The sequence below is a fragment of the Kitasatospora sp. NPDC088134 genome (genome assembly GCF_044741705.1).
GTDB lineage: Bacteria > Actinomycetota > Actinomycetes > Streptomycetales > Streptomycetaceae > Kitasatospora.
In genome coordinates, this window is sequence record NZ_JBIUTD010000021.1 from 33,360 (window position 1) to 50,698 (window position 17,339).

The window sequence follows — 17,339 nt, forward strand, 5'->3', positions numbered from 1 at the left end:
CGGGCCGTTACTTGCGCGCGGCGATCTCGGCGAGCAGCTGCTCCACGGCCGCCGTCGGCTCCGCCAGCAGGGCCCGGCAGGCCGCCTCGGCCCGCTCCGGGTCCCGGCTCTCGATCGCGTCGACCAGCGCGGCGTGGGTGGCGATCACCACCTCCGGCATCTCCTGGTCGCCGAACGCCGTCCGCATCGACTCCCGCACCGAGGCCCCGAAGTACCGGTACACCTCGGTCAGCGCCGGATTGTGCGCCGCCTCCACCACCGCCGTGTGGAACTCCAGGTCGTGCTCGACGGTCGCCTCCCGGCCCGCCCGCTCCGGGTGCGCGGCCAGCACCTCGGCCTCCCGGGCCAGCGCGGCCCGCATCCGGGCCAGGTCCTCGGGAGTGTGCCGCTCCGCGGCCAGCCGGGCCGCCTCGGTCTCCAGCGCGGCCCGCACCTCCAGCACGTCCCGCACCCCCGAACGCTGCACCCCGCGCAGCACCGCCGCCGGGTCACTGGTCGAGCGGACGAACGTCCCCTCTCCCTGCCGGGAGACCAGCATCCCCGCGTGCACCAGCACCCGGATCGCCTCCCGCACGGTGTTGCGCCCCACCCGCAGCCGCTCCGCCAGCTCGTGCTCGGTCGGGATCCGCGCCCCCACCGGCCACGCCCCGGCCGCCAACTGCTCCCGCAACTGCTCGATCGCCTCGTCCACCAGCGAACGCCGCCCGGCCGCCTGCAACCCCTCCACGCCGGGCTCCTTCCACCACGTCCACCGATTCGACCCGAGTCATCCTACAACCAGTTGCCCGGTTGTCCTACAACCCTCCTCCGTCACGCTCCGCCACCTCGGCGTCGCGGAAAGAACCGGACCAAAGGGAAAAGTCGAGGCAATGGCATCGACAAATAAAGCGGAACGAGTGACTCATCGTGAATTCGGCGGATCCGGTGATTCTCCGATATTCCAAGAAGGCGCACCGTAGGCTCCTTCCGGTGCCGGTAGGGTGCCGGTGCGGAACGGTTCATTGGGGGTAAAAGATGCAATCGATTCGACGGCGTACAGCCGCCCTGGCACTGGCGGTCGTCTTCGGGGCGGGGATTCCGCTGGTGACTGCCCCGAGTGCGTCCGCGAGTGCGTCGGACTGCGACAACGGAGGCAACCCGGAGGTCTGCCTCTTCGACGATGCGAACTACGCCGGTCTCAGGTTCGCACGCGACGCCTACTGGAACCCGTGGGTCACGACCTACAACCTGTCGGACAGCGGCTACAACGACCGGATGTCCTCCTGGATCAACAACGGCCGGCACGACGCCAGGTGGTTCTCGGACGCGAACGCCAAGGGCGACACCAGGTGCATGAACAGCCACTCGTTCAACTCCTACGTCGGCTGGTACGACAACGACGAGGCGAGCAGCATCCAGGTCTACACCGACGACCGGGCCTGCTGACCTCGGACGACATTTCGGCGGGCCGCCCCGGCGGGGCGGCCCGCTCCGTACGCGGGAGGGGAAACCACATGGCAGGAATCAGGCTCTCGGGCGTCCGCAGGACGTACGGGGAGAGCGGCGGGAAAGTCCACGCGGTCAAGGACGTCGACCTGGAAATCGCCGACGGTGAATTCATTGTCCTGGTGGGCGCGAGCGGCTCCGGGAAAACCACGCTGCTCAATCTCATCGGCGGCCTGGACCGGCCCTCGGCGGGACGGCTGGACGTCCTGGGGACGGATCTCGTCGGGCTGCCCGAGAAACGGCTGGCCGCCCTCCGACTGACCTCCGTCGGCTTCGTGTTCCAGGAACTCAACCTGCTGCCCGAACTCACCCTGCGGGAGAACGTCGCCCTGCCGCTGGAGGGCGCGGGCGTGCCCCGGACCGAGGCCCGCCGCCGGGCCGACGAGGCGCTGGGCCGGGTCGGCCTGGCCGGGCTCGGCCCGTGCTTCCCCGACGAGGTGTCCGGCGGCCAGCAGCAGCGCGCCGCGATCGCCCGCGCCGTGGTCGGCGAGCGCCGCCTGCTGCTCGCCGACGAGCCGACCGGCGCGCTCGACTCGGAGACCGGCACCCAGGTGATGCGGCTCCTGCGCGAGCTGTGCGACTCCGGGGTGACGGTCGTCGTCTCCACCCACAACCCGGCCAACGCGGAGTACGCGGACCGGGTGGTCCGGATGCGGGACGGCCGGATCGACGGGATCACCGCTCAGCAGGTTTCCTCCACCGCCGGGCGGTCCCGGTGAAGCGGGAACGCGAGACCGCCCGCTGGCTGGCCTGGCGCCTGGTCGTCGGCCGGGGCTGGCGGCGGTTCACCCTGGTGACGCTGTTCGCCGTCCCGGTGCTGCTGTCCACGGCCTCCCTCCAGGTCATCGGCATGCTCAACCTGACCGGGCAGCAGAAGGCCGACTCCCGGCTCGGCGGAGCCGACCTGTCACTGGCGGAGCCCGCCACCGGGGACGCGCGGCCCGCCCCGTCCGGCGCCCCCGGCGAGCTGCTGCCGCTCCGGTCCTCGCCCGCGTTCCCACTGATGCTCTCCGGCACGACCCGGGAGGTCGGCTACCGCGAGACCGACTGGTCGAGCCCGCTGGCCGCCGGCCTGCTGCGCCCGCTGACCGGGCGGCTGCCGGCCGCCGAGGACGAGATCGCCCTCTCCCGGACCCTCGCCGAGGACGAGCACCTGGCGCTCGGCGACACCGTCGCCTTCCGGTGGGCCCCGGCCGCGGCCAAGCCGGTCCGGATCGTCGGCACCGTCGAGGACCCGACCGCCTACCGGGCGCGCTTCGCGGCCGCCGGCCCGGGCCTGTTCGCCCAGTGGGACGACCACGGCCACCGGGGGATGCTCACCGTCACCACGACCTGGTTGGTGAAGTCCGACCCGGCGACCGAGGCACGGCTGGCGGAGACCGCCCGCGGCCGGCACTGGCAGGTGGTCACCCGCGCGGAGGTCTCCTCCGCCCGCACCCTGCTGGACGCCCAGCCCGGGCTGCTGGCGGTGCCCGGCTCGGCGATCGTCCTGTTCGGTGCCGCCGCCGCGTTCAGCCTCCGGATGCGCCGCCTGAACCGCCAGTTGGGCATGCTCTCCGCCGTCGGCTTCGACGGGGACCGGCTGGTGCGGCTGGCCCGGACGGGCGGGGCGGCCGCCGTGACGGCCGGCACCGCCGCGGGCCTGGTCGGCGGCATCGCGCTGGGGCAGGCGGTCCGGCCGCTGGTGAAGCGGGCGGTCGAACGGGACCTGGGCGCGTTCTCGCTGCCGTACGCCGCCCTGGCGTTCCTCGCGCTCGGCGCGGTCGTCAGCGGCGTCGCGGGGATCTGGCTGCCGACCAGGGCCGCCCGCACCTCCTCGGTGCGGCAGCGCCTCACCCGGGCGCCCCGCCCCGCGAACAGCTCGCGCCGCCGCACCGCAGCGGCCGTGCTGGGCGTCCCCGGCGTGCTCGCCCTGCTGTTCGCCACCACCCAGGACGCCGAACTGATCGGCCCGATCGGCGCGTTGCTGCTGGTGCTGGCCGCCCTGGTGGCCCTGCCGGACGCCCTGCACCTGCTCGGCCGCACCGCCTCCCGGCTCCCGACGGCCGCCCGCTTCGCCCTGCGCGACCTGGCCCGGGAGCGCCGCCGGCCGGTCGCCGCGATCGCCTCCAGCGCGCTGGCCGTGGTGCTGGCGGTCGGCGCCGCCTCCTTCGTCGCCTCGCAGACCGCGATGGACCGCACGTCGCACGTCGGCTCCCGCCACCTCAACCAGGTCGAGATCCCGCTGCGCTACGTCGAGCCCTCGGCGGCCGTCCTGGCCGCCTTCCGCGGCGTGGTCGGCGACACGGTGCCGGTGGAGCCCCTGCAGATCGTCGTCCCGGCCGGCGCCCGCCCCTTCGCCGAGGGCAACCGCCTCTCGATGCCACCGGTCGAGTTCCGGGCGGGCCCGCTCCCGTTCGGCTCCGTCCACGTGGTGGACACCGAGGCCCAGTTCCGCGACCTCACCGGGCGGACGCCGACCCCGCGTGAGTGGGCGGCCCTCACCGGGCAGCAGGTCCTCGTCCTGGTCCCCGACCACCCGGGCGGACTCGACGGAGCGACGCTGGAGGGCCGGGCCGCGCGCGACACCCAGGGACAGAAGGTGCCCGTCACCCCGGTCCGGGCCGACCCGGTGGACCGCACCACCCTGGCCCAGACGCAGGCCCTGATGACCGGAGCCGCGGCCCGGGCGAAGGGCTTCGAGGTGTCCGTACAGGGCTACCGGGCCACCCTGCCCGCCGAACCGGCGGCCGACCTGGAGGAACGGCTCGGGAAGGCCCTCGAACCACTGGGCGTCCCCACCTCCGAGTACCACGTCGAACGGGGCTACCGGCCGCCGCTGCCCGCCCGCTGGTCCGTGATGCTGACCATCGGCGCGATCGTCGCCCTGCTGTCCGCGATGACCGCCGTGGCCGGCTCCGCCCAGGAGATCCGCCCCCGGATGCTGCTGCTGCGCGTCATCGGCTTCCCCGGCGGCGTCCAGCGCCGGGTGCTCGCCGTGCAGGCGGCCGCCATCGTCGGCCTGGCGATGGTCCTCGGCATCCTCGGCGGCTGGCTGGTGGCCGGCAGCCGGCTCTGGCCGCAGCACATCCCGGTCGTCCTGCCCTGGGGCACGGTCCTGGCCACCGCGCTCGCCGTCACCGCGCTCGCCTCGGCCGCCGCCGCGGCACTGCGTCCGCACACCGGCGCCCGGCTGCGGGAGCGGTGAGTCTCACACGCCGAATCGGGAACCGGCCATCCGCATACGGCGTTCCAGTGCTCGGAGTGGTGCCCCGGGCAGTGACTCGGACATGATCCCTTTATATGCTCCGCTCTCCGGCTTCATCCGTCCGCCCAGCTGACGGAGCGGTGGCAGAGGCGCCCGAGGGTCGCCTCCGGTGAAGGGTGCAGGAATGACAGGCCAGAGGGCGGGGGCGTCGGACTCGGACGCCGGCTGGTGGGAGAACCTCCCTCCGCAGGGCGGCGGCTACGAGCAGGACGCCCCCTACCGGGACGACGCGGCGCCCGGCATCCCCCGGCGCCGCTCCGGCGCCCACGACGCCACCACGCCCCGCCGGACGGCCACTTCGGCCGCCACCCCGGTCCGCAACGGCGGCGGCCGGGCCGAGGCCCGGCGGGCCACCCAGGGGCGCCCGGCCACCCCCGCGGAGACCGAACCCGCCGAGCAGCCCCCCGGCGGCGGCCGGGCCGCCCGCCGGGCCGCCCAGGGCCGCCGCAAGCCCCGCCGCACCAAGAAGATCGTCATCTGGACGGTGGTCGGCGCCAGCCTCGCCGTGCTCGGCACCGGCGGCTACTTCTACTGGCGCCTGAACGGCAACATCGACTCCTTCGACGGGGACGGCGTCAGCGCCGACCGCCCGCCGGCCGCCGAGGCCGACTCCGCCGGCCGCCGCCCGATGAACATCCTGCTGATCGGCTCCGACTCCCGCGAGGGCGCCAACCGGGACCTCGGCGGCGGCGAGGAGGGCGGCGCCCGCTCCGACACCACGATCCTGCTGCACGTCTACGCCGACCACAAGAACGCCGTCGGCGTCTCGTTCCCCCGCGACGCACTGGTCAACATCCCCAAGTGCATGCTGCCGAACAAGACGTGGACCAAGCCGCAGACCAACGCCATGTTCAACAGCGCCTTCTCGGTCGGCAACAGCGAGAAGGGCAACCCCGCCTGCACCCAGAACACCGTCGAGGCGATGACCAACCTGCGGGTCGACCACACCATGGTGGTCAACTTCCAGGGCCTGTCCTCGATGACCGAGGCGGTCGGCGGCGTCGAGGTCTGCCTGCCCAACGCGATCTACGAGCGCGACCTCAACCCCAACCTGCCCCGCAAGGGCAAGGAGATCTACCCCAAGGGCCTGCAGACCGTGAAGGGCCAGTCCGCGCTCGACTACGTCCGCCTGCGGCACGGCATCGGCGACGGCTCCGACGTCGGCCGGATGCAGCGCCAGCAGGCGTTCCTGTCCTCGCTGATCAAGCAGGTCAAGGCGAAGGGCATGAACCCGACCACGCTGCTGCCGCTCGCCGACGCCGCCACCAAGTCGCTCACCGTCGACCCCGAGCTGGCCGGCGTCGACAAGCTGCTCGACCTGGCGATGTCCCTCAAGGACATCGACCTGCACAACATCAAGTTCCTCACCACCCCCTGGCACTACCAGGGCGACCGGATCGGCCTCAACCACCCCGAGGTCGACCAGCTCTGGGCCTCCCTCAAGGCCGACCGCACCCTCGACGGCAAGGACGCCAGCGGCGCCGCCGCCAGCCCCGCCGCCACCCCGGAGGCCCCGGCCGCCAGCACCCCCGCCGCACCGGCCGCCAACGGCACCGGCATCAAGGTCGGCGTCTACAACGGCACCCCCACCGGCGGGCTCGGCACCAAGGCCGCCACCACCCTCAAGGGCGCCAACTTCACCGTCACCACGGTCGGCAACGCCGCCTCCCAGAACCACGCCACCACGGTCGTCCAGTACGGCTCCGGCCAGAAGGCCAACGCGCAGACCGTCGCCGCGCTCTTCCCCGGCGCCACCGTCGAGGCGGGCAGCTCGGCCGGCATCTCGCTCATCCTCGGCAAGGACTACGCCGCCACCGCCGGCACCCCCGCCGCCGGCGGCGGCGCCACCGACCCGGGCCCCGTCCCCAGCAAGGTCGCCGAGGACGCCCGCTCCGCGGACGACGACCCCTGCGCCAAGCTCAGCTACGGCTCCGCCGGCTGACCCCGCACGGCGGCGGGGGGGGGGCCCCCCCCCCGGGGCCCCCCCCCCCCGGGGCCCGGGCCCGGGCCCCCCCCCCCCCCCCACCCCCCCCCCCCCCCCCCCCCCCCGGCCCCCCCCCCCCGGGGGGGGCCCGCGCCCCCCGGGGCGGGGGGCGCCCCCCCCGGCCCCCCCCCCCGCCCCCCCCCCCGGGGGGCCCCCCCCCGGGGGGGGGGGGCCCCCCCCCCGGGGCCCCCCCCCGCCGCCGTGCGCGCGTTCCGGGCTCAGCCCAGGCCGAAGACCCGCTCCAGGACGACCGCGACACCGTCCTCGTCGTGACTCGCCGTCACCTCGTCGGCCACCGCGCGCAGGTGCTCGTGCGCGTTGCCCATGGCCACGCCGCGGCCGGCCCAGCGGAACATCGGGATGTCGTTGGGCATGTCGCCGAAGGCGATCGTCCCGGCCCCCGTGACGCCCAGCCGACGGGCCGCGACGGACAGGCCGGTGGCCTTGGTCAGGCCGAGCGGCAGCAGCTCGACGATGCCCTCGCCCGCCATCACCACGCCGACCAGCTGCCCGGCCACCGCCCGGGCGGCCTCGGCGAGCTGATCGTCCGTCAGCCGCGGGTGCTGGATGTACAGCTTGCCGACCGGGGCGGCGAGCAGCTCCTCCGGGGCGGCCTCGCGCAGCGGCAGGCCGGCGCCGGTGGTGTGCAGTGCGTAGCCGGGCCCGGCCAGCACCTCGCCGTCCAGGCCGTCCCGGTTGGCGGCCACCGCCAGCGGCCCGGTCTCGGCCTCGATCTTGGCCAGCGCCAGTGCGGCGAGCTGCCGGTCCAGGGTGACCGAGGTGAGCAGCTTGTGCGCGCCCGCGTCGTAGACCTGGGCGCCCTGCCCGCAGACCGCTATCCCGGTGTAGCCGATCCCGTCGAGCACCGGCCGGGTCCAGGCCGCGGACCGGCCGGTGACGACGATGTGCTGCGCCCCGAGCGCGGTGACCGCGGCCAGGGCGTCCAGTGTCCGGGCGGAGACGGTGCCGGCGCTGGTGAGCAGCGTCCCGTCGAGGTCGGTGGCGACCAGCCGGTGGGGCAGGGCGTCGGTGCTCATGCGCGGGGGTGCTCCAAGTCGGCGGGAGGGGGCGTCAGTCGGTGACCGGCTCCAGGACGGCCCGGCCGCCCAGGAAGGGCCGCAGGGCCTCGGGGAGGACCACCGAGCCGTCCGCCCGCTGGTGGTTCTCCAGCAGCGCGACGATCACCCGGGGGACGGCGACCAGGGTGCCGTTCAGGGTGGCGAGCGGGCGGACGCCGTCCGCCTCGCGCATCCGGATGGCGAGCCGGCGGGCCTGGTACTCGGTGGTGTTGGAGGTGGAGGTCACCTCGCGGTACTTGCCCTGGGTGGGCACCCAGGCCTCGATGTCGAACTTGCGGGCGGCGGACGCCCCGAGGTCGCCGGAGGCGACGTCGATCACCCGGTAGGGGAGCTCCAGGGCGTTCAGGAAGTCCTTCTCCCACTGGAGCAGCCGGCGGTGCTCGGCCTCGGCCTCCTCGGGGGTGGTGAAGACGAACATCTCCACCTTCTCGAACTGGTGCACCCGGATGATGCCGCGGGTGTCCTTGCCGTAGGTGCCGGCCTCGCGGCGGAAGCAGGAGGAGAAGCCGGCGTACCGCAGCGGCAGCCGCTCGGCGTCCAGGATCTCGTCCATGTGGTAGGCGGCGAGCGGGACTTCACTGGTGCCGACCAGGTACCGGTCGTCGTCCTCCAGGTAGTACACGTTCTCGGCGGCCTGGCCGAGGAAGCCGGTGCCGTCCATCGCGGCCGGGCGGACCAGCGCCGGGGTGATCATCGGGGTGAAGCCGGCCGCGGTGGCCTGTGCCATCGCCATGTTGACCAGGGCGAGTTCGAGCAGCGCGCCGGGACCGGTCAGGTAGTAGGAACGGGCGCCGGCCACCTTGGCGCCGCGCTCGGTGTCGATCGCGCCGAGCAGCCGGCCGAGCTCGACGTGGTCGCGGGGCTCGAAGCCCTCGGCGGCGAAGTCGCGCGGGGTGCCGATCTCCTCCAGCGTGACGAAGTCCTCCTCGCCGCCGACGGGGGCGGCCGGGTCGATCAGGTTGGCCAGCGAGCGCTGCAGCCGCTCGGCCTCCTCCTTCGCCTCGCCCTGCGCGGCGTCGGCGGCCTTCACCTCGGCGGCGAGCTCCTTGGTGCGGGCCAGCAGCGCGGCCTTCTCCTCGCCCTTGGCGGCGGCCACCAGCTTGCCGAGCTGCTTCTGCTCGCTGCGGAGCTCGTCGAAGCGGGTGCCGGCCGCGCGGCGGCGCTCGTCGGCGGCGAGCAGGGCGTCGACCAGGTCGACGTCCTCGCCGCGGGAGCGCTGCGAGGCACGCACTCGGTCGGGGTCGTCACGGAGCAGGCGAAGGTCGATCACGGGCCCCAGCCTACCGGTGGCGGGGTGCCGGTCCGGGCCGCCGCCGGGCCGCGCGGGGGCCGGGTTCCGGCCACGCCCCCGGGGTGCCCCGGATTGATGCGGTATGTCGTTTTCTGTCCAGGATTCTGGCATCCTGTGCCCGGCCTGTGACGGTGGGGTTGGGGGAAACCCGTCGGAGCCTGGGGATAACCCGCCGCTTCCTGTGGATAACTCCGGTGGACAACCCCGCCGGACGGCGGTTTTCCACAGGTGCGCGGCGGACCCTGTGGACAGGAGGAAAGCCTGGGCCGATCGGCCGTCGAACCGGCAATTCCGGGTTTCAAACCTCGATGCGGCCTCTCGAGTGAGGGAATTGGCTCGCTCGGACAGGTGATTTGTCGGATCGAGGGTGACTCTGGTGCGATTAGTCCGCCCTATGCCCCTAGCTGATGATCTGACCGGAGCTGGGGATGTCTTTACCGTTTTGTCGACTCGACCCATCCCCTGTGGATAACCGACCCGAACCTGGGGACAACCCGCCCTGTGGACGCCGGACGCCCCCCTGTGGATGAACCGGCCGGGCCGCGGGCGGTCGCCGGCGGCCCCGGTGAACGCCGATCGGCCGAGCAGGTGACGGCCCGGCGGGTCGGAAATGAACGGGGCGGGACCGCACCCGGCCCCGCCCCGGCTCGAATCGCCCTCTTGCGGCGAATACCGCCGCAGTGCCGTGCGCGCTCCGCCCGGAGATACGGAGAACTACGCCGGGAGTTCGCCGCGGCCGTCGAGGCAGCGTGACAGCCAGTCCGCGGCGTTGGCGAAATCCAGGTCGGAGGTGCCCTGCCGGACCGGGGACGCGGGGCCCTTGTCGGCCCGGGGGTAGGAGCCGAGGAATCGCACCTGCGGGCAGATCCGCTTGAGGCCCATCAGGGCCTCGCCGACCCGGCGCTCGCTCAGGTGTCCCTCGCAGTCGATCAGGAAGCAGTAGCTGCCCATGCCGCCGCCGGTGGGCCGGGACTCGATCCGCATCAGGTTGATGCCGCGCACCGCGAACTCCTGCAGCAGTTCCAGCAGCGCGCCCGGGTGGTCGTCCGGCAGCCACACCACCATCGAGGTCTTGTCCCAGCCGGTGGCGGAGGAGACCCGGCCCGGTCGGCCGGCCAGCACGAACCGGGTGGTCGGTGCCGCCGCGTCGTGGATCTCGTCGGACAGTACCTCCAGGCCGTACAGCTCGGCGGCGAACGCGCCCGCCACCGCCGCGTCGTAGCGGCCGTCCTGCACCAGCCGGGCGCCCTCCGCGTTGGACGCCGCCGACTGCCACTGCGCGTCGGGCAGGTTGGTGGCCAGCCAGTGCCGCACCTGCGGCTGTGCGACGGGGTGCCCCGTCACGGTCTTCACGTCGGACAGCGCGGTGCCGGGGCGGACCAGCACGGCGAAGGAGATCGGCAGCAGCACCTCGCGGTAGATCATCAGCGGGCTGCCGTTGATCAGCTCGTCGCTGGTGGTGGTGACCGCGCCGTCCACCGAGTTCTCGATCGCCACCATCGCGCCCGCGGCCTCGCCGGCCCGCACCGCGTCCAGCGCCGCCGACACCGAGGCCACCGGCGACAGCTCCCGGGTCGCCGCCTCCGGCAGGGTGCGCAGCGCCGCCTCCGTGAAGGTGCCCGCGGGCCCGAGATAGGTGTAACGGGTCGCCGACATGACCGCCTCCGAACGAACAACCGACAGCGAGAACGCGTGGCCGGACGGCACCCCGCCCGACCACGTCACCATAGCCACTTCCGCCGCCCCGCCGGGCGGCGTCCCGCTCTGCGGGCACCTGACGCACCGCCTGTGGTACGGGGGCGCTCAGCCCTCCAGCAGCGGCTGCCCCACGTAGCCGCCCTCGGGCGCCCCCGGCGGCACCGCGAACAGCGCGGACGCCTCGTGCCGCAGGTAGCGGGAGAGCCCGTCGCCGCGGGCCAGCCGCTGCTGGACGGGGACGAAGCCGCGGGCCGGATCGGCCTGGAACGCCGCGAACAGCAGCCCCGCGTCGGGGGAGCCGTCCGGCAGCAGCCCGTCCTGGAAGGAGAAGCCGCGGCGCAGCATCGCCGCCCCGCCGTTGGAGTCCGGCGCGGCCACCCGGACGTGCGCGTCCGGGGCGATCGCCAGGGTGCCGTCGGCCCGGGTCGCGGCCAGGTCGACGGGGGTGCGCTCGGTCGCGTCCGGGCCGCCGGAGAGCGGGGCGCCGTCGCTCTTGCGCCGCCCGATCACCCGCTCCTGACGGTCCGTCGGTAGGGTGTCCCAGCCCTCCAGCAGCATCCTGATCCGGCGCAGCACCGCGTAGCTGCCGCCCGCCATCCAGTCCGGGCCGGTGGCGAACACCCTGGCGGCGAAGTCCGGGTCGGTGGGACGCGGGTTGTTGGTGCCGTCGACCTGGCCCATCAGGTTGCGGCCGGTCGTCGGGCGCGCGGTCGCGCCCGGGGTGCGGGCGAACCCGGACATCTGCCAGCGTGGCGCGGCGAGGCCGGTGGCGAGCCGGATCAGCACCCGCAGCGCGTGCACCGCGACCAAGGCGTCGTCGGCACCGATCTGCACCCACAGGTCGCCGTCCGAGCGGGCCGGGTCGAGCGCGTCGCCGGGGAAGGCGGGCAGCGCGGCCAGCGCCTCCGGGCGGCGGTCGGCCAGCCCGGCCTTGGCGAACAGCGAGGCGCCGAAGCCGAAGGTGACGGTCAGCGAGGCGGGGCCGGCGTCCAGCGCGATCTGGTTCTCGCCCTCGGCGGCGGGCTCCCCGGCGGCCATCCGGGCGGCCGCCGCGGACCAGCCGCGCAGCAGCGTGACCAGCCCCGGCCGGGCGGTGCTGCTCAGCAGGTCGAACGCCACCCACTCGACCCGGGCCTGCGCGGGCTCCACGATCCCGCCCTGCCGGACCCCGTGGAACGGCACCCGGGCCTCCCCCAACGCCGCACCGGCCGCCTCGGACCCCCGCGCCGAGGCCCGCCCGCCCCACACCCCGCCGCCCGCCCCGACCGCCAGCCCGACCCCGGCCCCACCGAGCACGGCCCGCCGCGACACCCTGCCGGGGCCCGCCCCGACCACACCCGCCGGAGCCACCGCGCGTTCCGGCTCCGCCGCCGTACCGCGTCCCGGCCGCCCGGCCGTGGCGTCGCTCCGCCCACCTGCCCGGCCGGTTCCCCCGTCCTCCTGCCCCCGCTCCGCGGGTCCCGGCTCCGCCGCACTGCCCGGCCCGGCCGTGGCGTCGCTCCGCCCGCCTGCCCGGCCGGTTCCCCCGTCCCTCTGCCCCCGCTCCGCCGTCGTGCCGCTCACTGGATGCCGACCTTCAGCTGCTGGGTGGCCGTCACCTGGTCGATGTCGGAGGAGCGGACGGTCACCGACACCACCCACACCCCGGCCAGCGGCAGCTGCGCGGTGCCGCTCCAGCTGCCGGTGCCCTGCGCCTGCAGGGTGACGGGCAGCGGGCCGAGGTCCCGGTCGGGGAGGGTGAAGGCGAGTTGCAGCTCGGGGACGTCGGTGGGCCGCCCGCTGCTGTCGGCCAGCTTCAGGGTGACGGCGTTGGGGCCGGTGCCGACCGGGTTGACCGTCACCACGGCGGTGCCCTTGGCGTTCGGGGTGCGGCCGCCGGTGTCGTACTTCAGCGTCAGCTCCTGGGTCTTCCCGGGCACCGCGCTGGCCCCGGCCGCGGGCGCGCCGGTCGCCCCGGGCTGCGCGGCCACCGCCTGGGCGACGCGTCCGGGCGGGGAGTTGGTGAGCATCGTGGTGACCACCAGCACCACCACCGCGACGGCGCTCTCCACCGCGACGCTGCGGCGCAGCCCGGCCCGGACGGGGGAGCCCTCGACGGCCCGCCGCTCCCGCGCCCGGACCCGCACCGCGCGCTGGCGGGCGAGTTGGGCGGCCCGCTCCGGATCGGCCTCCTCGGCCGCCGGCTCCGCCGGGCCGTCGGGAGCACCGGCGACCACGGCCGCCGGCTCGCCGGCGGTGCGCAGCCGGGCCGTCCAGGCCCGGGAGATCCAGGCGACGCCGAGCATCGCCACCACCGCGCCGGTCTTGATCAGCAGCAGTCGCCCGTACTCGGTGTCGACCAGCGCGCCCCAGGAGCCGAGACCGCGCCAGGACTGGTAGACACCGGTCAGCACCAGCGCGCCGACCAGCCAGAACGCCAGCCGGGAGAAGCGGTCGACGGCGGCGACGGGCAGGCCGTGCCGCAGGCCGACCACCAGCACGGCCAGGCCGCCCAGCCAGCCGGCCATCGCCAGCAGGTGCAGCGCGGCCAGCGGCAGCGCCAGGCCGACCTGGATGCCGACCGAGGAGTGGTCGGCGCCGACCCAGGTCGCGGACAGCGCCAGCGCCAGGGCGAGCCCGGCCAGGCCCAGGCCGAGCCGGGTGTCGCGCTCCGGCCGCTCGGCCACCGCCCGTTCCAGGCGGCGCAGTTCGGCCTCCTCCTCGTCCAGCTCCGCGTCCGGCTCCTCGTCCGGGCCGGGCTTCGGCGGCGCGGCGGGCTTCGGCTGCAGGCCGAGCTGGCCGACCAGCAGGGAGAGGAACACGCCGGCGGCGGCGAGCAGCAGCAGGCGGGCGGCGAGCGCGGTGCCGATCCGCTCGTCCAGGGTGGCGCGCACCAGCGACAGGTCGAGGGCCTGCCCGAGGCCGGTGCCGCGCTCGTAGGGGCCGCGCAGCATCAGCACGGCGACGGTGGAGACCAGCAGCGCGATCCAGCCGGTCATCAGCAGCCGCTGCACGCCCCGGACGGCCGCCCCACCGGGCCAGACCACGACCACGAACGCGGCGGCGCCGACCAGCAGCGCGAACGCCCCGTAGGCGACGGTGCGGGCGGTGCCGTAGGCGAAGGCCACCGCGCCGTCGGCCTTGGCGCCCTGCACGGCCGCGGCGTTCACCGAGGTGTCGGAGGGGGCGCCGACGGAGAAGGTGAACGCGCCGCCGACCGGGTGCGAGTCCTCGGAGACGGCCCGCCAGGCCACCGTGTAGGTGCCGTTGGCGATGCCCTGACGGAGCGTCACCCGCGCGGTCGCGGCCTTGCCGTCGACGTGCTCGGGCCGGCCGTCGTCGACGGCGTTGCCCTGCGGGTCGAGCACCCGGACCGAGTCCGCGGCCAGCGAGACGCCCTCGCTGAAGGTCAGCGTCACCGCGGCCGGGGCGGTCGCCACCACCGAGCCCTGCGCCGGGTCGGTGCGCTCCAGGGTGGCGTGCGCGGACGCCGCCGTCGCCCCGCCGAGCACCAGCCCGAGCGCCGCCACCAGCACCGCCAGCAGCGCGCCCGCCCGCCGCCTCGCCACCGTCACCACGTGCCTGCCTCTCCTCGTCGCCATCGCCGCTCAGCTCCCCGGACGGTACGTCAGCGGCTTCACCGGGACCTTGACCACGACCCGGCCCGCCTTGGCGAACTGCAGGTCCAGCTCCAGCTCGTCGCCGAGCGCGGGCTGCTTCGCCCAGTCCATGATCATCAGGTGGGCGCCGCCCCGGGCCAGGTCCAGCACGCCCTTGGCCGGCACCTCCATCGCGCCGACCTCCTCCATCGTGGTCTCGGTCGAGCGGTGCAGCGTCACCGACCCGGCGGCCGGGCTGCTCACCCCCACCAGCCGGTCCGCGCCGCCCTCGTTGCGGACCGTCAGGTAGCCCGCCCCCATCCCGCCGGGCGTCGCGGGCAGCGGTATGTACGGGTCCGCCACCGTCAGCCGGGGCGCGCCGTCCGCGCTCTGGTACGCCACCACCCCGGCGCCCGCCGCCAGCAGCGCCGCCACCCCGGCCCCGGCCAGCGCGGTGCGGCGGAAGGACCGGCTCACACCGCCACCCCGTCCGCCAGCAGCGCCAGGTCGTGCTGGTAGGTGCCGGTCGGGGTGCCGGACATGTACAGCAGGTGCGCCTTGTCGTCCGAGGGCAGGAAGGCCAGCACCTGCGCGCCGTGCGTGGAGGTCACCGCGCCCTTCGCGTCCACCACCGGGTCCTCCACCAGGATGCCCAGCGGCTTCGCGGCGGCCTTCACCTTCGCCAGGTCGCCGGTCAGCCCGACGAAGTCCTTGCCCATCGAGTCCAGCCAGGTCCGCAGCACCTTCGGGGTGTCCCGCTCCGGGTCGGTCGAGACGAACACCACGTCGAGCTTCTGCCGCTGCTCCGCCGTCAGCTTCGACATCGCCACCCCGATGTCGCCCATCGTGGTCGGGCAGACGTCCGGGCAGCTGGTGTACCCGAAGAACAGCAGCACGGTCCGCCCGGCGGTCCGCGCCCGCAGGTCGTACGGCTGCCCGGAGGTGTCGTTCAGCACCAGGTCCGGCTTGTCGAAGTGCTTGCCCAGCACCGTCCCCAGGTACTTGCTGGTGGACGCCGGCCGGACCACCGTGGCCGTGCCCCCGTCGCCGCCGTTCCCGCCGGAGGAGCAGGCCGACAGCGCGAGCGAGGCGCCGAGGACGAGGGCGGCCGCGGTCAGGAGCCGGGGCCGGGAGCGCTGGAGGGATGCCAAGGGACTTTCCTGTTCCGTGCGGAGCGGTGCGATACGAAGCGGTGCGGGTGCGGGTGCGGGTGCGGGGGAGCGGGAGGGCCGGGGCGGGGCCGCCGCAGGACGTGCGGCGGCCCCGCCCCGGCGGCGCGTCAGGACTGCGCGGAACGGCGGCGCAGCCCGGCCGCGCCGAGCGCCGCGCCGACCACGCCGACCACGATGCCGACCACGCCCAGGGTGCGGGCGGTGGAGTCCGAGGACTTCGCGGCCGCCGCGTCCGGCTTGCCGGCCGCGTCGTCCGAGTGGTGGTCCGCCGGCGCCCCGGCGGCCGCCCCGGCCTTGGTCAGGGACAGCGTCGGAGCGGGCTTGGCCGGCTCGGGCTGCCCGTCCTTCGAGTCCTCGATCCAGCGGACGACCTCGCCGTTGTCGTACGTCTGCAGCGCCTTGAAGGTCAGCTTGTCGGTGTCGCTCGGCAGCGCGCCCAGCGAGACCCGGAACTCCTGGAACTGCCCGGGCGCGATCCTGGTCCCGGCGTCGGCGGTCCAGGTGATCTTCGAGACGGCCTCGGTGATCTGCTGGCCGTGCGAGTCCAGCGGCTTGTCGAGCTTCGACTTCTCCAGCACCGCCGTCCAGCCCGGCAGCGGCTGGGTCCGCACCGAGGCCATCGGGTGGTCCATCGGCAGGTTGACCTCGATCTTCACGGTCGAGGCGGTGTCGCTCTCGTTCGGCACCCGGAACGCCACGGCCGTGTACCCGCCCTGCTGGGCGCTGCCCGGCTGGACGGTGACGTGCGCGAACGCGGGTACGGCGGACGCCAGCAGGGCGCCGGCCGCCACCACGAGCGCGCCGACGGAACGACGGGCGGTAAGGGAACGCATCAGGGGACTCCAGGGGAGGAAGAGGGGGCCGCGACGAGCGGCGGGAGGCAAGGGGTGACGCGCCGCCCCGCGCACGGCGCGGACACGGCGACAGCGGGCGCACGCCCGGACCCCGGTCTCCCTGGAGCCCGCTCAGCGCGCGAACGCCCCCGCGGGCGGTCCCCGGCGCAGCACGCAGTGCCGCAGCGCCGCCGCCACCGGCAGCGGCCAGTCCTCCGGACGCCCGACCGTGCGCCGCACGGCCGGCCGGCCCGTCCCCAGCAGCAGCGCCGACAGCAGCGCCACCGCCGTCCGCAGCGGTGCCGCCCAGCCCCGGGCGGTCAGCGCCACCGTACGGACCAGCCGCCACAGCGCGGCCTCGCCGCGCCGCAGCCACCAGCCCGCGACCAGCGCCGCCGCCAGGTGGCCCAGCAGCATCGCCGGGCCCAGCCCGAGCCAGCCCTCCGGGTGCGGCACCGCCGCGGCGGCCAGCGCCCGCGGGTCCAGGCCCGCCGCGCTCACCACCTGCTCCGCCGTGGTGTCCAGCGGGACGACCGTCAGCCCGTCGCCGGGCGTGTCGTTGCACAGCAGCCGGCCCGCGACCTCGGCCAGCGGGTCGGCGGCACCGTTTCCGGCCATCTGCGCGTGCACCATCGGCGCACCGCCGCCCAGCCCGCTCCCGAAGAAGTGGAACAGCAGGTGCAGCCCCAGCTGCCCGGCCGCCAGCGCCCCGGCTATCGCCCCCAGCGAGCGCTCCCGCCCGCCGGCCAGCGCCGCCGCCGCGCACACCGCGGCGAAACCCGCCGCCAGCGTGTCCGGCGCCACCGCGCCGCCCGCCCGGGCGTGCCCGAAGGCCGCCACCAGCGTGCACACCAGCGCGAACGGCACCGCGCGCAGCACCCGCAGGTCCCAGGCGGCCGCGGCGGCCCGCGTTGCGGGCAGGGCGGCGCTCCGGAGGGCGGCGGCGGTGGGATCGGTCATGGCCGGGCCATC

General features: G+C 75.3%; 14 protein-coding genes. 4 read left to right on the top strand and 10 right to left on the bottom strand.

Annotated elements, in window-relative coordinates; translation table 11 throughout:
* Window positions 1–7 precede the first annotated feature (7 nt).
* Window positions 8–727 carry a FadR/GntR family transcriptional regulator gene (locus ACIOHG_RS27205; protein ID WP_400954288.1) on the bottom strand — a complete coding sequence of 240 codons (720 nt, stop codon included), beginning with the start codon at window positions 725–727 and terminating at the stop codon, window positions 8–10.
* Window positions 728–1,083: 356 nt separating this feature from the next.
* Here ACIOHG_RS27205 and ACIOHG_RS27210 point away from each other — a divergent pair, with 356 nt between their 5' ends.
* The 4 genes from ACIOHG_RS27210 to ACIOHG_RS27225 all read left to right on the top strand — a co-directional run bounded on the left by ACIOHG_RS27210 (window position 1,084) and on the right by ACIOHG_RS27225 (window position 6,674).
* Window positions 1,084–1,425, top strand: a complete 342-nt coding sequence (locus ACIOHG_RS27210; RefSeq protein WP_400954289.1) for a peptidase inhibitor family I36 protein — start codon at window positions 1,084–1,086, stop codon at window positions 1,423–1,425.
* Between the two features lie 68 nt (window positions 1,426–1,493).
* Window positions 1,494–2,204: an ABC transporter ATP-binding protein gene (locus ACIOHG_RS27215; protein WP_400954291.1), complete on the top strand. Its 711-nt coding sequence runs from the start codon at window positions 1,494–1,496 to the stop codon at window positions 2,202–2,204.
* Window positions 2,201–4,672: a hypothetical protein gene (locus tag ACIOHG_RS27220; RefSeq protein WP_400954293.1), complete on the top strand. Its 2,472-nt coding sequence runs from the start codon at window positions 2,201–2,203 to the stop codon at window positions 4,670–4,672. The genes ACIOHG_RS27215 and ACIOHG_RS27220 overlap by 4 nt, the downstream gene beginning before the upstream one ends.
* 184 nt (window positions 4,673–4,856) lie before the next feature.
* Window positions 4,857–6,674 carry an LCP family protein gene (locus ACIOHG_RS27225; protein ID WP_400954295.1) on the top strand — a complete coding sequence of 606 codons (1,818 nt, stop codon included), beginning with the start codon at window positions 4,857–4,859 and terminating at the stop codon, window positions 6,672–6,674.
* Between the two features lie 260 nt (window positions 6,675–6,934).
* On the opposite strand, the gene ACIOHG_RS27230 is transcribed toward ACIOHG_RS27225, so the two are convergent.
* The 9 genes from ACIOHG_RS27230 to ACIOHG_RS27270 form a co-directional block, all read right to left on the bottom strand.
* Window positions 6,935–7,753, bottom strand: coding sequence for an HAD family hydrolase (locus ACIOHG_RS27230; RefSeq protein WP_400954297.1), 819 nt, complete (start codon window positions 7,751–7,753; stop codon window positions 6,935–6,937).
* A 34-nt stretch (window positions 7,754–7,787) separates the two neighbouring features.
* Complete coding sequence (gene serS / locus ACIOHG_RS27235) at window positions 7,788–9,065, bottom strand: serine--tRNA ligase (protein WP_400954299.1); 1,278 nt, start codon at window positions 9,063–9,065, stop codon at window positions 7,788–7,790.
* Window positions 9,066–9,800: 735 nt separating this feature from the next.
* Window positions 9,801–10,742: a prephenate dehydratase gene (pheA, locus tag ACIOHG_RS27240; protein ID WP_400954300.1), complete on the bottom strand. Its 942-nt coding sequence runs from the start codon at window positions 10,740–10,742 to the stop codon at window positions 9,801–9,803.
* Window positions 10,743–10,889: 147 nt separating this feature from the next.
* On the bottom strand, window positions 10,890–12,134 hold the full coding sequence (efeB, locus tag ACIOHG_RS27245) for an iron uptake transporter deferrochelatase/peroxidase subunit (protein WP_400954301.1): 1,245 nt from the start codon (window positions 12,132–12,134) through the stop codon (window positions 10,890–10,892).
* A 209-nt stretch (window positions 12,135–12,343) separates the two neighbouring features.
* Entirely contained in the window at window positions 12,344–14,365 is a 2,022-nt protein-coding gene (locus tag ACIOHG_RS27250) for a FixH family protein (RefSeq protein WP_400954302.1), read from the bottom strand.
* A gap of 6 nt (window positions 14,366–14,371) precedes the next feature.
* Entirely contained in the window at window positions 14,372–14,839 is a 468-nt protein-coding gene (locus tag ACIOHG_RS27255) for a copper chaperone PCu(A)C (RefSeq protein ID WP_400954303.1), read from the bottom strand.
* Window positions 14,836–15,513, bottom strand: a complete 678-nt coding sequence (locus tag ACIOHG_RS27260; protein WP_400954304.1) for an SCO family protein — start codon at window positions 15,511–15,513, stop codon at window positions 14,836–14,838. Before ACIOHG_RS27260 ends, ACIOHG_RS27255 begins: the two co-directional genes overlap by 4 nt.
* 128 nt (window positions 15,514–15,641) lie before the next feature.
* Window positions 15,642–16,367, bottom strand: a complete 726-nt coding sequence (locus tag ACIOHG_RS27265; protein WP_400954305.1) for a YcnI family protein — start codon at window positions 16,365–16,367, stop codon at window positions 15,642–15,644.
* A 132-nt stretch (window positions 16,368–16,499) separates the two neighbouring features.
* The gene (locus ACIOHG_RS27270; RefSeq protein ID WP_400954306.1) at window positions 16,500–17,327 is read right to left on the bottom strand and encodes a hypothetical protein; all 828 of its coding nucleotides are present in this window, start codon (window positions 17,325–17,327) and stop codon (window positions 16,500–16,502) included.
* Window positions 17,328–17,339: the final 12 nt, after the last annotated feature.

Bases quoted from the DNA above. Each gene is read 5' to 3' on its own strand.
- ACIOHG_RS27215 (WP_400954291.1), top strand. From the start codon at position 1,494: ATGGCAGGAATCAGGCTCTCGGGCGTCCGCAGGACGTACGGGGAGAGC.
- ACIOHG_RS27225 (WP_400954295.1), top strand. From the start codon at position 4,857: ATGACAGGCCAGAGGGCGGGGGCGTCGGACTCGGACGCCGGCTGGTGG.
- ACIOHG_RS27230 (WP_400954297.1), bottom strand. From the start codon at position 7,753: ATGAGCACCGACGCCCTGCCCCACCGGCTGGTCGCCACCGACCTCGAC.
- pheA (WP_400954300.1), bottom strand. From the start codon at position 10,742: ATGTCGGCGACCCGTTACACCTATCTCGGGCCCGCGGGCACCTTCACG.
- ACIOHG_RS27250 (WP_400954302.1), bottom strand. From the start codon at position 14,365: ATGGCGACGAGGAGAGGCAGGCACGTGGTGACGGTGGCGAGGCGGCGG.
- ACIOHG_RS27265 (WP_400954305.1), bottom strand. From the start codon at position 16,367: ATGCGTTCCCTTACCGCCCGTCGTTCCGTCGGCGCGCTCGTGGTGGCG.
- ACIOHG_RS27270 (WP_400954306.1), bottom strand. From the start codon at position 17,327: ATGACCGATCCCACCGCCGCCGCCCTCCGGAGCGCCGCCCTGCCCGCA.